This window comes from Streptomyces tatrensis (assembly GCF_049310065.1).
Lineage (GTDB): Bacteria > Actinomycetota > Actinomycetes > Streptomycetales > Streptomycetaceae > Streptomyces.
Genome location: NZ_JBMDLB010000011.1, coordinates 2,398,089 through 2,410,379, shown reverse-complemented (window position 1 = coordinate 2,410,379; position 12,291 = coordinate 2,398,089). Strand labels below are relative to the sequence as shown.

Annotated in this window: 13 protein-coding genes; 6 read left to right on the top strand and 7 right to left on the bottom strand. The window is 72.4% G+C overall.

What is annotated here, in order from left to right; all coding sequences use genetic code 11:
- The first annotated feature begins 3 nt into the window (after window positions 1-3).
- Both ACODT5_RS26660 and ACODT5_RS26655 read left to right on the top strand, forming a co-directional pair.
- Window positions 4-327 carry a DMT family transporter gene (locus ACODT5_RS26660; RefSeq protein ID WP_422521752.1) on the top strand — a complete coding sequence of 108 codons (324 nt, stop codon included), beginning with the start codon at window positions 4-6 and terminating at the stop codon, window positions 325-327.
- A 118-nt stretch (window positions 328-445) separates the two neighbouring features.
- A complete protein-coding gene (locus ACODT5_RS26655) occupies window positions 446-994 on the top strand; it encodes a TetR/AcrR family transcriptional regulator (RefSeq protein ID WP_422521751.1) in 549 nt (182 codons plus the stop codon).
- A 13-nt stretch (window positions 995-1,007) separates the two neighbouring features.
- On the opposite strand, the gene ACODT5_RS26650 is transcribed toward ACODT5_RS26655, so the two are convergent.
- Window positions 1,008-1,880: a winged helix-turn-helix transcriptional regulator gene (locus tag ACODT5_RS26650; protein WP_422521750.1), complete on the bottom strand. Its 873-nt coding sequence runs from the start codon at window positions 1,878-1,880 to the stop codon at window positions 1,008-1,010.
- Window positions 1,881-1,921: 41 nt separating this feature from the next.
- On the opposite strand from ACODT5_RS26650, the gene ACODT5_RS26645 reads away from it, so the two are divergent.
- Both ACODT5_RS26645 and dapD read left to right on the top strand, forming a co-directional pair.
- Window positions 1,922-3,214 carry an MFS transporter gene (locus ACODT5_RS26645; protein ID WP_479685667.1) on the top strand — a complete coding sequence of 431 codons (1,293 nt, stop codon included), beginning with the start codon at window positions 1,922-1,924 and terminating at the stop codon, window positions 3,212-3,214.
- 9 nt (window positions 3,215-3,223) lie between these two features.
- Window positions 3,224-4,204, top strand: a complete 981-nt coding sequence (dapD, locus tag ACODT5_RS26640; RefSeq protein ID WP_112449505.1) for a 2,3,4,5-tetrahydropyridine-2,6-dicarboxylate N-succinyltransferase — start codon at window positions 3,224-3,226, stop codon at window positions 4,202-4,204.
- Between the two features lie 126 nt (window positions 4,205-4,330).
- Here the strand turns inward: dapD and ACODT5_RS26635 are convergent, their stop codons facing one another.
- From ACODT5_RS26635 to ACODT5_RS26620, 4 genes are all read right to left on the bottom strand, one after another.
- Window positions 4,331-4,585 carry a hypothetical protein gene (locus tag ACODT5_RS26635; protein ID WP_422521749.1) on the bottom strand — a complete coding sequence of 85 codons (255 nt, stop codon included), beginning with the start codon at window positions 4,583-4,585 and terminating at the stop codon, window positions 4,331-4,333.
- 148 nt (window positions 4,586-4,733) lie between these two features.
- Window positions 4,734-5,213, bottom strand: coding sequence for a GNAT family N-acetyltransferase (locus ACODT5_RS26630; protein WP_422521748.1), 480 nt, complete (start codon window positions 5,211-5,213; stop codon window positions 4,734-4,736).
- Window positions 5,214-5,272: 59 nt separating this feature from the next.
- On the bottom strand, window positions 5,273-7,114 hold the full coding sequence (locus ACODT5_RS26625) for an endonuclease/exonuclease/phosphatase family protein (protein ID WP_422525045.1): 1,842 nt from the start codon (window positions 7,112-7,114) through the stop codon (window positions 5,273-5,275).
- Between the two features lie 154 nt (window positions 7,115-7,268).
- Window positions 7,269-7,409, bottom strand: coding sequence for a hypothetical protein (locus ACODT5_RS26620; protein ID WP_422521747.1), 141 nt, complete (start codon window positions 7,407-7,409; stop codon window positions 7,269-7,271).
- Here ACODT5_RS26620 and ACODT5_RS26615 point away from each other — a divergent pair.
- Both ACODT5_RS26615 and ACODT5_RS26610 read left to right on the top strand, forming a co-directional pair.
- Window positions 7,398-8,924: a hypothetical protein gene (locus ACODT5_RS26615; RefSeq protein ID WP_422521746.1), complete on the top strand. Its 1,527-nt coding sequence runs from the start codon at window positions 7,398-7,400 to the stop codon at window positions 8,922-8,924. The genes ACODT5_RS26620 and ACODT5_RS26615 overlap by 12 nt on opposite strands.
- A 166-nt stretch (window positions 8,925-9,090) precedes the next feature.
- On the top strand, window positions 9,091-10,569 hold the full coding sequence (locus ACODT5_RS26610; RefSeq protein WP_422521745.1) for an alkaline phosphatase PhoX: 1,479 nt from the start codon (window positions 9,091-9,093) through the stop codon (window positions 10,567-10,569).
- Window positions 10,570-10,687: 118 nt separating this feature from the next.
- Here ACODT5_RS26610 and ACODT5_RS26605 read toward each other — a convergent pair whose 3' ends face one another.
- Both ACODT5_RS26605 and ACODT5_RS26600 read right to left on the bottom strand, forming a co-directional pair.
- Window positions 10,688-10,855: a hypothetical protein gene (locus tag ACODT5_RS26605; protein ID WP_243338429.1), complete on the bottom strand. Its 168-nt coding sequence runs from the start codon at window positions 10,853-10,855 to the stop codon at window positions 10,688-10,690.
- Window positions 10,856-10,957: 102 nt separating this feature from the next.
- Window positions 10,958-12,217: a TerD family protein gene (locus ACODT5_RS26600; protein ID WP_422525044.1), complete on the bottom strand. Its 1,260-nt coding sequence runs from the start codon at window positions 12,215-12,217 to the stop codon at window positions 10,958-10,960.
- Window positions 12,218-12,291: the final 74 nt, after the last annotated feature.

Below are 12,291 nucleotides of genomic sequence, written 5' to 3'. Positions count from 1 at the left end.
CGCATGCCCTACATACTGCTCGCCGCCGCCATCGCCGCCGAGGTCGCCGGAACCACCGCCATGAAGTTCAGCGAGGGCTTCACGAAGCTGTGGCCCTCGCTGATCACGCTGGTGGGCTACGTCATCGCCTTCACGCTGCTCGCGCAGACGCTGAAGTCGATGTCGGTCGGGACGGCGTACGCGATCTGGGCGGGCGTGGGCACGGCGGCGATCGCCGCGATCGGCATGATCTTCATGGGGGAGGCGGCGACGGCCGCGAAGATCGGCGGGATCGCGCTGGTGATCGCCGGGGTCGTGCTGCTGAACCTCGGGGGGACGGCGCACTGACGCCGGTGGTGGCGCCGGCCCTGCGCACTCCCTGCGTATTCCCTGCCTGCTCCCTGTGTACTGTCGTACGCATGCCTTGTCAGCCGCCCGCCGCCGCCGTGACGGGAGCCGCCCGCTGATGGCCGGCTCGGTGCGCCGCTACGACCCGGACCGGCGGGGCCGGATCATCGACGCGGCGATCCGGGTGGTGGGCGCCCGGGGCATCGCGGGGCTCAGTCACCGCAGCGTGGCCGCGGAGGCCGACGTACCGCTCGGCTCCACGACGTACCACTTCAAGAGCCTGGACGACCTGCTGGTCGCGGCGCTGAGGCAGGCCAACGAGGGCTTCGCCCGGGCGGTGGCGGACTCCACGGCGCTGGCCGATCCGGGCGCGGACCTGGCGGGCGCCCTGGCCGTCCTGCTGGGCGGGTTCCTGGGCGCGGACCGGGCGCGGGCGGAGCTGGAGTACGAGCTCTACCTGGCCGCCCTGCGCCGCCCGGTGCTGCGCCCCGTGGCGGCCGAATGGTGCGAGGCCGTCTCCGCGGCCCTGTCCGGCCGGGTGGACCCGGCGACGGCGCGGGCGCTGGTGGCGGTGATGGACGGGATCAGCCTGCAGGTGCTGCTGACGGGGGCGGAGTACGACGAGGCGTACGCCCGCGAGATCCTGCGGCGGGTGCTGCGGGCCTGACGGCGGCAGGGGGCTATGCCCCGCGGATCGCCGCGAGGGCGGCGGCCACGCTCGCCTCGATGTCCCGGACCGGGTAGAACACCTCGCGGACGGTCCGGTCGCGGTCCACGACCAGCGTCAGGCGCTTCAGCCGGCTCGTGCCCCCCGCCCGGAAGGTCGGCAGCCGCAGCGCCGTCACGAGCCCCAGTTCCGCGTCGGAGAGGAGCGGGAAGCGGAGCCCTTCGGCCTCCGCGAACTCCCGCTGCTCGTCCGGCCGCTGGGTCGACACCCCGTGCACCGTCGCGCCCGCCTCCGCGAACTCCCCGAGCCGGTCCCGGTAGGTGCACGATTCGAGGGTGCACCCCCGCGCCCCGGGGATCCCGGCCCACCCCGGCGGGTAGGACTCGGGCCGGGCGAACGCGCCCGGGAAGCAGTACAGGACGGTGAACGGGGTGTCCGCCACCGGGTCGCGGAGCTCGCCGAAACGGTCCGGCAGCGCCAGCTCCGGCAGCCGGGTGCCGCGCAGCGCGTGGACCCGTACCGCCTCGCGCGAGGCTTCGTCCGTAGTCGCCGTCATCTCTCCCTCTCCCAGGATCCAGGTGTCCCCCCAGTCCTGGAGGGCGACCAGGACCGGCAGCAGCCCGCGGCCGCGCGGGGTCAGCCGGTACGCGTGGCGCACCGGGCGCTCCTGGTAGGGCTCGCGGGCCAGCACTCCCGCCTCGACCAGCAGCTTCAGCCGTTCCGTCAGGACCTTGCGGGACATGCCCAGTTCGCGCTGGAACTCGTCGAAGCGGTGCACGCCGCGGGCCGCGTCGCGCACGATCAGCAGCGTCCACCAGTCGCCCACGACGTCGAGGGCCTGGGCGATGGAGCAGTCCGCGTCGTCGAGGTGCGTGCGCTGGGCCATGGGCACTCCTTTGTCCGTTGACCCGAGGCTGCCATGCTGACATGGTTAGTTCCCAAAGGGAACTCACTGGTGGAAGCATCGGGAACGCGGGGGACAAGAGTGTGCTGCAGGGATTCAAGGACGTACCGAGGGTCGTGTGGCTGCTGGCTGCGGGGATCCTCGTCAACGCCGTCGTCAGCTTCACCTTCGTCTTCGTCTTCCTCTACCTGACCGGCCCGCGCGGCCTGGGCGCCGCCCAGGCGGGCCTGATCGTCGGCATCGGCGGCGTCGGACTGGTCGCCGGGAACTTCACCGGCGGCTGGTACGGCGACCGCTTCGGCCACCGCCGGGTGCTGCTCACCGCCTCCGCGCTCGGCGGGGTCGCCCTGGTCGCCCTGCCGGTGGTCTCCACCGGCCTGCTGCTCCTCGTCCTGCCGCTCGCGCAGTACGCCTCCGGGGTGGTCCGCGCCGCCAACTCCGCGCTGGTCGCCGTCACCGTGCCGGAAGGCTCCCGGCGCCAGGCCTTCGCGCTCACCCGCTTCATGTCCAACGCCGGCTTCGCGGTGGGCTCACCGATCGGGGCCCTCATCGCGACGTGGCTCTCGTACGACTGGCTCTTCGTCGCGGACGGGCTGGGCACCATGCTCTTCGCCCTCTGGATCGCCCGGGTCGTACCGGCCAGGGCCGTCGCAGCGCCTCCCGCGGCCCCGGACGGGGGTCTGGGCCGCGGGGGCCTGTGGCGGGAACTGCGCGCGCGGCCCGCCGTACTCGTCCTGCTCGGCGCGATCGTCGTCATCGACATCGTCTACCGGCAGCACTACACGACCTTCCCCGTCGTCCTCGCCGACCACGGACTGGACACCCGTGCCTACGGACTGCTCCTCGCGGTCAACGGCGGTGTGATCATGCTCCTGGAGATCCCCGCCACCCTCGCCCTGCGCCGGCGCTCCCCGCTGCACATCATCGGCACCGGACTCGTGCTGGTGGGCGGCGGCTACGCGATGCTGGCGCTCGGAGTGGGCATCCTGACCGCCGTCGCGATGATGCTGCTGCTCACCCTCGGCGAGATCCTCTACAAGACCACCGCCACGGCCTACGTCGCGGACGAGTCGCCCGAGCACGCCATCGGCCGGTTCCAGAGCCTCTACGCGGGCGTATCCGTCAGCGGTGTCGTCCTCGCCGCGCCCCTCGGCGGAGCCCTGTACGACGCCGCGCCGGGCCTGCTGTGGCCGCTGTGCGCGGTACTCGGCGCAGCCGCGGGCGGGACCGTCCTGGTCATGGGCTCGCGCGGGACGCGGCGACGCGAGCGCCCGGCACATGAGACCGGTTCGCGACCGCGGGCCGTCGCCGGTTAGGTTTCGGGCATGACTGCTACGCGTACCACCGGCGCCGTCGCCGCCGGACTTGCCACCATCACCGCCGACGGCACCGTCCTCGACACCTGGTTCCCCGCCCCCCAGCTGGTCGCCGAGCCCGGCCCGGCCGGCACCGAGCGCCTCACCGCCGAGCAGGCCGTGGAGCTGCTGGGGGCCACCGCGCCCAAGGCGATCCGCCAGGACGCGGTCCGCGGCGTCGAGGTCGTAGCCGTCCGCACCGTGATCGCCTCCCTGGAGGACAAGCCGCTGGACGCGCACGACGCGTACCTGCGCCTGCACCTGCTCAGCCACCGCCTGGTCAAGCCGCACGGCCAGAACCTGGACGGCGTCTTCGGCCTGCTGGCCAACGTCGCCTGGACCTCGCTGGGCCCGGTCGCGATCGACCAGGTCGAGACGGTCCGCCTGAACGCCCGCGCCGAGGGCCTGCACCTCCAGGTCACCTCGATCGACAAGTTCCCGCGGATGACGGACTACGTCGCCCCCAAGGGCGTGCGCATCGCCGACGCGGACCGGGTCCGCCTCGGTGCGCACCTCGCCGAGGGCACCACCGTCATGCACGAGGGCTTCGTCAACTTCAACGCCGGCACCCTGGGCACCTCCATGGTCGAGGGCCGGATCTCCGCGGGCGTCGTGGTCGGCGACGGCTCCGACATCGGCGGCGGCGCGTCCACCATGGGCACCCTGTCGGGCGGCGGCAAGCAGATCATCTCGATCGGCGAGCGCACCCTGATCGGCGCCGAGGCGGGCGTCGGCATCGCGCTGGGCGACGAGTGCGTCGTCGAGGCGGGCCTGTACGTGACCGCGGGCACCCGCGTCACCCTGCCGGACGGCCAGATCGTCAAGGCGCTGGAGCTCTCGGGCGCCAACAACATCCTCTTCCGCCGCAACTCGGTCTCCGGCGCCGTCGAGGCCCGCCCGTACAAGGCGGCCTGGGGCGGCCTGAACGAGGTCCTCCACAGCCACAACTGACCGATCCCGGTCCCGTCGTACCGGTGCCCTCCCACCCCGTCGGGGTGGGAGGGCACCGTGCGTGGTGAGCGCCCTCCCGCCCCGAGCGGGGGAGGAGGCTCGCCTACGTGGCTCCGCGCGGCGGCGTCAGCGCAGGGGGATCGTGCGGACCAGGCCGGCGAAGGCCTGCTGCTCCGCCTCGGTCAGTTCCACCGACTCCATCGGGTGGACGGAGATGCCGCGCTGGGCCGGGATGACCGCGAGACCTTCGAAGGTGCCTGGCTCCGGGTGGTGGAAACGGCTGTCCCACAGCATGTGGCCGAGGCCGATCAGCCAGACGGCGGCGGCCACGAGCAGGACGGCGATGCCGATTTCCTGAGCGAGGGAGATGGAGGGGAACACGCGGTCCTCCAAAGGAGTGCTGGAGTGCGGTACAAGATCGGGCGTGGGGACACTCAACACCAGAACCGCCCGAATGGGTAGGGATGTGCTGAGCGTCACGCCAGGGCCAAAGGTCCCTTCCTTGGCTCCGCCGGTCCCGACGGCCCGGTCAGGCCAGCGGCAGCTTGAAGCCCTCGTGGCTCCGGGCGTAGCCCAGCCGCTCGTAGAAGCGGTGCGCGGCGGTGCGCCGCTTGTTGCTGGTGAGCTGCATCAGGCCGCAGCCGCGCTCGCGGGCCCGGTCCGCGGCCAGCTCCATCAGGCGGGCCCCGAGCCCGCCGCCCCGCCGGTCCGTGCGGATCCGTACGGCCTCCACGAGGGCCCGCTCCCGCCCGCCCTGGCCGAGACCCGGGACGTACGTCAGCTGCAGGCAGCCGAGGAGGACCCCGTCCTCCTCCAGGACCAGCACCTCGTTGCGCGGGTCCGCCTCGATCGCGGCGAAGGCCAGCTCGTGGGCCTCGGATACCGGATCGGAGACCGGCTCGGATACCGGTTCGGAGGCGGGAGTACCGGCCCCGGCCGGGTCGTCGTCCTGAGCCAGCAGGGCGAGTACGGCGGGCAGGTCCTGACGCCTTGCGGTGCGGAAGATCATGCCGGGATCATGCCAAAGGGGCCGGGCGGCGGTGCGGCCCGGCCCCTTCGGCGCCGTCGCTACGGGCGGAAGCGCACGACCTGCGGGTCGTGGTCGCTGTTCTGGTCCGCGAACTCCGCGTTGATGTGGACGCTGTCGTAGCTGAACTGCTTGATGCCCGGGCTCGTCAGGATCTGGTCGAGGACCTGCGAGTTGCCCTGGTAGACGTACGAGTAACGCTCCGGCTTCGGCAGCGACTTGATCGCCGCGTACAGCGCCCCGCCGTCCTCCAGCGCCTTCGTCGTGTCCGAGAACTCGAAGTCGTTGATGTCGCCGACCACGAGGACCGCGGCCTTCTTCTCGACCGCCAGGATGTCCTTCACGAAGCCGTTCACGGCCTGCGCCTGCAGCAGCCGCTTGGCCTCGGAGGAGCGCACCGGCGGTTGGATCGAGGAGGTCAGGCCCTGGTCGCCGCCCTTCGAGCCGAAGTGGTTGGCGATCACGAAGACGGTCCTGCCGCGGAAGACGAACTCGCCGGCCAGCGGCTTGCGGCTGTCCACCCACGCCGGGTTCGCCGGGTCGATCCGGCCCGGGGAGTGGGTCAGGGCGGCCTTGCCGTTCTCCTGGACCACACCGGTCGCCGTCACGGCGTCGCCCGGGGCGCGCTCGGTGAAGGAGACCCGCGCCGGGTTGTAGAGGAACACCTGGCGGATGTTGCCGCCGGGCTCGCCGCCGTCCTTCTTGTCCTCCGGGTCGATGGTCGCCCACTGGTAGGCCGGGCCGCCCGCGGCCGCGATGGCCGCGGTGAACTTCGTCAGGGTGGCCGCGGCCGAGACCGTGCCGTCGTTCTTGGCGCCGTTGTCGTCCTGGATCTCCTCCAGGGCGAGGATGTCGGGGGAGGCGAGGTTCTCGACGACGGCCTTCGCCAGGTTGTCGAACTTCTCCTGCGGGTCGGACGGGTCGAGGTTCTCGACGTTGTACGTGGCCACCGCGAGTTCCTTCTCGGCCTGCGGCTTGGTCTTCTCCGGCGCGAGGGTGCCCGCCGTGACCGTGCCGAGGGTGCGGGCCGCCAGGGTGTAGCCACCGAACTGGTTGAAGTCCAGCGGGCCTTCGGTGCGGCCGGTCAGCTTGTCGCCGACGTTGGCCACCGGGAACGGCTGCTGCGCGCGGGGCGCGAGCTGCTGGATCTGGAGGCGGCCGGTGTTCTGGGACTCGTACGAGCCGTAGAGCGTGCCACCGCGCTTGGTGTTGTTCTCCCAGCCCTTCACCGTCACCCACAGCTCCGCGTACGGGTCGGTGGCGCCGACCACGCGCGAGGTGCCGATCGCGATGTTCATGCCCTCCAGGGACTCGTAGTAGTCCAGGGCGTAGCGCGAGGGCTCCAGGGTCAGGCCGTTGACGCTGCCGGCGGCGGCCGGGTCGCCCTCCGGGGCGTACGCGCAGGGGACCGAGTACTCGTTGACGGCGGTGGCCTCGGGGACGGCGTTGCCGGAGGAGACCACGGTCACGACGGGCTTGGAGATCTGGGTGACCGACTGGTTGCCGGAGGAGACGCCGCCGGGGACGTACTCGCCGACGAGACCGGAGACGGTGACGGCATCGCCGACGGCGACGGTCGGGACCGAGCTGGTGAAGACGAACACGCCCTCGCTGGTGGCGTCGTCGTCGTCGGTGTCCGGGTCCTGGATCCAGAAGCCGCGCGAACCGTACGTGCGAACGCCCGTGACGACGCCCGCGACACCGGCGACCTGCTTGCCGACCAGCGGGGATATCCGGGTGGTGCCCTGGATGTCGTGGATGCGTATCGGATCGGCGGACGCGGCGCCTTCGGCCGCGTCGGCGGTGCCCGCGAGCAGGCCGGTGGCCAGCGCGGTGGCGACGAGGGCCGCGACGGCGGCGGAACGGGGATGCGAGGAGCGCATGGGCGGGAACTCCGGTGTGTGGAGGAGGAAGCAGATATCTACGCGCGTCAATTTCCTTCGTGGCCGGCAAAGTTGTCAAGCCCTACAGGGAAGACAGAGGTTGACTGTGGGATGAACCAAAGGGGAGGTGCCGCCGGGGCCGCCCGAAATGCGTCTACTCTGGGGCGCCGTAGACCCGCATCCCGTACCCGAAGACCCGGTACCCGAAGACCCGGTACCGGAAGACCCCGTACGCGAACACCCCGTACGCGAACACCCCCGTGCCCGCGAGGAGAACCGCCCCATGTCCGCACACGCGCACCCCACGCTGCCGCCGGTACGGCTGCTCCCCGACGCGGAACTGGCCCGCGACGCCCTGGCCGCCCCGCTGTTCGCCCGCGCCGTGCGCCTCGCCCGCTGGGCCGGCCCGGACACCCGCGTGGACACCGGTGGCGAGCTCGTTCCCGGGCAACTGCCCGAGGCCGTGGCCCTGCTGGGCCTCGACCCCGCCGACGAGGACTCCGCCGCCCACGCGAGCCAGGCCTGGCGGGTGGCCGTCGACACCGGCCTCGTCGACGTCACCGAACCGGACGAGGACGGCTCCGGGGCCGCGGAAGCGGACGGGGAAGAGGGGGAGTTCGGCACCGCCGAGCCCGGCGAGGACCTGGCGCTGGTGACCGGCGGAACCCCCGGCGACGTGCTCGACCTGTGGCTGGCCGCCCTGGACACCGTGCTCGCGGACGCGGCGGTGCCCGCCCTGGACGACCTCGTCGACGCCCTCGACGCGGGCGGCGAGATCGACTTCGACCAGCTCGACTGGAACCCGCGCCGCGAGGCCGACTTCCTCGACGGGGTCCTCGCCAATCTCTACCTGCTCACCGTCGCCGAAGGCGGCACGGCCGACGGCCCGGTGCCGCTGCCGGTGCTCGCCGCCTCGATGGTGGTGCCGGACGACATGGGCGATCCCACCGACGCCGTACTGGAGCAGGTCTCGGACGCGATGATGCGCCTGGACGACCAGTTCCGGCAGCTGGAGCCGATCGGGCTGGTCGAGTTCCGCCCCGTGGACGAGGAGTTGATGGCGGAGGCCGAGGACGAGGAGCTCCTCGCGGGCGCCACCGCCCCCGATGAGGAGGACGTCTCCCGGTACGGGCTGGTCCGGCTGACCCCGCTCGGGCTCTACGGGATCCGGGCGCGCATGCTGGAGGCGGGTGTCGAGGCCCCGGCCGTCGGTGAACTGGCCGACAAGGGCGCGGACGTACTGCTCGACGTGGTCTCCCACTTCTCCGAGGCCGCCGCCCAGGCCGAGATCGAACAGTGGCTGGCCGGCCGCCCCGTACCCGAGGCCGCCGCGGAACTGCTCGCCGCGGCGCGCGGCGCCGACGCGGGCGGTCCGCTGCGCCGGCTGCGCTGCCAGCAGGCCCTCGCGCCGGCCGGGGCGGAGGCCGAGCCGGCCGTCCGCGCGGTGCTGGACGACGCGGAACTCGGCGGGCTGGCCCGGGTCTGGCTGGCCGAGCGCGGGGTGGCCGACGTACCGGCGCCGGACGAGGAGATGGTGTTCTGGCTGACGGTCGACACGATCGCGGCGCAGCTCGCCACGGGCGGCGGGAGCGGCGGGGGAGCCGAGGGCGGGGAGGGCGCCGAGGCGGAGCTGCCCCTCCTGATCGAATCGCTGACCGCCCATCACGCCGGGTTCTTCGAGCAGGCCTGGCGGGTGGAGCACCCGGCGACGGCCCACGTGCTGGAGGCGATGGGGCGGCTGCACCCCGACAAGAAGGCCGCCAAGGAGGCCCGGAAGGCCGCGTTCAAGGCGCGTTCCCGGGGCGTATGAGGCGGTGGTAACCGGCCGTTCCCGAAAGGGACTCGGCCAACGCGGACACCGGACAAGGGGTCGATTCGTTTTTCCGGGTAGTTCAGTCGGCGTTCACGTGCGGGCGGGAGCGTGTGCGCCGACGACCGCACGACAGGCGCACCACCTCCCCACCCCTGGAGACCCGATGCCGCTCAGCCGCAGAGATTTCACCACCCGCACCGCACTCGCGGGTGCGGGAGTCGCGCTCACCGGGACGGTCGGCGCACTTGCCACCGCCCCCGGGGCCCTCGCCGCGGACGACGGCACACTGGACGCCGGCCACGAGCAGGGCCAGGGCGACCACGGCCACGGCCACGGTCCCGGCTACGGCCCGCTCGTCCCCGACCCGGCCGGCATCCTGGCCCTCCCCGCCGGATTCGCGTACCGCGTGATCACGCACAGCGGTGTCACCGTGCTCGACTCGGGCGAGAGCACCCCGTCCAACCACGACGGCACGGCCGCCTTCGAAGGCCACCGGGGAGTCACCCTCCTCGTCAACAACCACGAGCTGAAGGGCCCGCGCACGAACTGGACGCACCCCGTCCCGCTCGCCGAGGGCCTCGTCTACGACCCGGCCGCGGCCGGTGGCTGCACGGTCGTCGAGGTCCGGCGCGGCGGCGAGGTCGCCGAGTGGGTGGGCATCTCCGGTACGTCGACCAACTGCGCGGGCGGCTCCACCCCCTGGGACACCTGGCTGACCTGCGAGGAGAACTCGGACCTCGCCGGCAAGAACGGGATGACCAAGGACCACGGCTACGTCTTCGAGGTCGACCCGCACGACCGCCGCGCCAACCTCGACCCGAAGCCGGTCAAGGCGTTCGGGCGCTACGACCACGAGGCCGTGGTCATCGACCCGCGCCAGGGCCACGCCTACCTCACCGAGGACGCCTCCAACCCCAACGGGCTGCTCTTCCGCTGGACCCCGCCGAGCGGCTTCCGCCACGGGCGCGGCAAGCTCCGTACCCTCGCCGGCGACGCCGGTGTGCTGGCGGCCGCCAAGTGCTTCGACAGCGCCGGGCTGTTCGTCGACGACCTCTCGCGCGCGACGAAGATCGGGACCACCTACGGGGTGGACTGGGTGCCGGTCCCGGACCGCGACGCGCGCACCGTGGCGGTGCGCAAGCAGTTCGGCGCGTCGGCCGTGACCCGCGCGCGCAAGCTGGAGGGCATGTGGTGGGCCGACGGCGGCGCGTACTTCGTCTCCTCCTACGCCCGTGAGGAGAGCCCGGGCGCGGCCCACGACGGCCAGGTGTGGTTCTACGACCCCAAGCGGCGCACGGTGCGGCTGCAGGTCCTGCTCGGGGTGGCTGCTCCTACCGGTGAAAGTGGCGACCCGTCGGTGGAGGGTGGCTACGACGGCCCGGACAACATCACGGTCTCCCCGTACGGCGGCCTGATCATCGCCGAGGACGGCTCGGGGCTGCAGCACCTCTTCGGCGCGACCGAGTCGGGGCGCACGTACCCGCTGGCCCGCAACGAGATGAACCTGGGGACGGCCGAGGAGCCGGAGTACTCGGAGTTCACCGGCATCTGCTTCTCGCCGGACGGGCGGACGCTGTTCGCCAACATCCAGGACCCGGGCATCATGCTGGCCATCACGGGGCCGTGGCGGCGCCGGCGCTGACCCGCCGGCCGCGGACATGAGCGGTGGACTCGAGCGGTGGACATGAGAAGAGCCGCCGGGCCTTCGGGCCCGGCGGCTCTTCTCGTCGTCTCACCTGTTCGTCTGTCCGTCTGTTCGTTTACTGAGCTTCGGCGCGGCTGGCCGCGGCCCACTCTTCGAGGAGGAACTCGTACGCCTCGGAGGGCCACTCGCCGTCCACCCGGCTCTCGACGAGCTGCCGGATCGCCTCGTTCGCCTCGGCGGCGGACGGGCGCGCGGGGCCCGCGGGCTGGAGTGTCTGGTGCATGGTTCCAAGGCTACGGGCGGGCACTGACAGCCACCTCCGTATTAAGGGTGGAACAGATCACCCGGAGAGGGCGTCCGTTGCTCCATGTGCCCGCCCACCTGCTCAGAGTGCCTGCGCGGCCGGTTTGACCATGCCCCGCACTGTGCGCGACTTCACAAACTCGCCCATGGCCGTCATCTCCCATTCGCCGGAGAACTGCTTGATCAGCTTGGCCATCATCACGCCGGTCTGCGGCTCGGCGCTGGTGAGGTCGAAGCGGACCAGCTCCTCGTTGGTCGCGGCGTCGATGAGGCGGCAGTAGGCCTTGGCCACCTCGGTGAACTTCTGGCCGGAGAAGGAGTTGACGGTGAAGACGAGGCCCGTCGCGTCCGCGGGCAGCCGGCCGAGGTCCACGACGATCACCTCGTCGTCGCCGGCGCCCTCGCCGGTCAGGTTGTCGCCGGAGTGCTTCACCGAGCCGCCCAGGATGGACAGCTTGCCGAAGTAGCAGCTGTCGATGTGGTTGCGCTGCGGGCCGTACGCGATGACCGAGGCGTCCAGGTCGATGCTCCGGCCGCGGAAGGCGGGCTCCCAGCCGAGGCCCATCTTGACCTGGGAGAGCAGCGGGCGGCCGCCCTTGACCAGGGACACGGTCTGGTTCTTCTGGAGGCTGACGCGGCCCTTGTCGAGGTTGATCTTCCCGGCGCCGGGTGCGGGGGCGGCGGCCGCGACCGGTGCGGGAGCGACCGGCGCGGGTGCCGGGGCCGCCCCGGGTGCGCCGCTGGTGAGCCAGGGCGAGGCCGCGTAGGTGGGCGGCGACGGGGGAGCCGGGGGCACGGGGGGCGCGGGCGGGGCGACGGGGGCCGGGGCGGCGGCCGCCGGAGCCGGCTCGTCCTCCACCGAGACGCCGAAGTCGGTCGCGATGCCGGCGAGGCCGTTCGCGTACCCCTGGCCGACCGCGCGCACCTTCCACACGCCGCCGCGCTGGTAGACCTCGACGACCACCAGGGCGGTCTCCGTGCCGAGCTGCGGCGGGGTGAAGGCGGAGATCACCGCTCCGCTGCCGGCGTCCCGGACGGTGGCGGTGGGCTCGATGCCCTGGAAGGTCTGGCCCGCGGCGTCCGGGCTGGCGGTGATGACGATCCGCTCGATGCCGGGCGGGACCGAACCGGTGTCCACGGTGATCGAGTCCGGCGCCGTGCCGCCGCCCGAGCGGTAGGTGACGCCGGGGCCGGACGGCTGGTTGAAGAAGATGAAATCGGCGTCGGAACGCACCTTGCCGTCGGCGGCGAGGAGCAGCGCGGACACGTCGAGCCGCACCGGGGCAGCCACGTCGACCGTCACGCGGACGGCATTGAGCGGCAGGTTGGAACCAGGGGTCATAGCGGTCATGCCGGGAGAACGACCGAGGTGGCTTTGCCGTTCCCTTACTTTCACCCCGTTTCCCGGTTCTTCAC

Bases quoted from the DNA above. Each gene is read 5' to 3' on its own strand.
- ACODT5_RS26660 (WP_422521752.1), top strand. From the start codon at position 4: ATGCCCTACATACTGCTCGCCGCCGCCATCGCCGCCGAGGTCGCCGGA.
- ACODT5_RS26655 (WP_422521751.1), top strand. From the start codon at position 446: ATGGCCGGCTCGGTGCGCCGCTACGACCCGGACCGGCGGGGCCGGATC.
- ACODT5_RS26650 (WP_422521750.1), bottom strand. From the start codon at position 1,880: ATGGCCCAGCGCACGCACCTCGACGACGCGGACTGCTCCATCGCCCAG.
- ACODT5_RS26645 (WP_479685667.1), top strand. From the start codon at position 1,922: ATGGTTAGTTCCCAAAGGGAACTCACTGGTGGAAGCATCGGGAACGCG.
- dapD (WP_112449505.1), top strand. From the start codon at position 3,224: ATGACTGCTACGCGTACCACCGGCGCCGTCGCCGCCGGACTTGCCACC.
- ACODT5_RS26630 (WP_422521748.1), bottom strand. From the start codon at position 5,213: ATGATCTTCCGCACCGCAAGGCGTCAGGACCTGCCCGCCGTACTCGCC.
- ACODT5_RS26625 (WP_422525045.1), bottom strand. From the start codon at position 7,114: ATGCGCTCCTCGCATCCCCGTTCCGCCGCCGTCGCGGCCCTCGTCGCC.
- ACODT5_RS26615 (WP_422521746.1), top strand. From the start codon at position 7,398: ATGTCCGCACACGCGCACCCCACGCTGCCGCCGGTACGGCTGCTCCCC.
- ACODT5_RS26610 (WP_422521745.1), top strand. From the start codon at position 9,091: ATGCCGCTCAGCCGCAGAGATTTCACCACCCGCACCGCACTCGCGGGT.
- ACODT5_RS26605 (WP_243338429.1), bottom strand. From the start codon at position 10,855: ATGCACCAGACACTCCAGCCCGCGGGCCCCGCGCGCCCGTCCGCCGCC.
- ACODT5_RS26600 (WP_422525044.1), bottom strand. From the start codon at position 12,217: ATGACCCCTGGTTCCAACCTGCCGCTCAATGCCGTCCGCGTGACGGTC.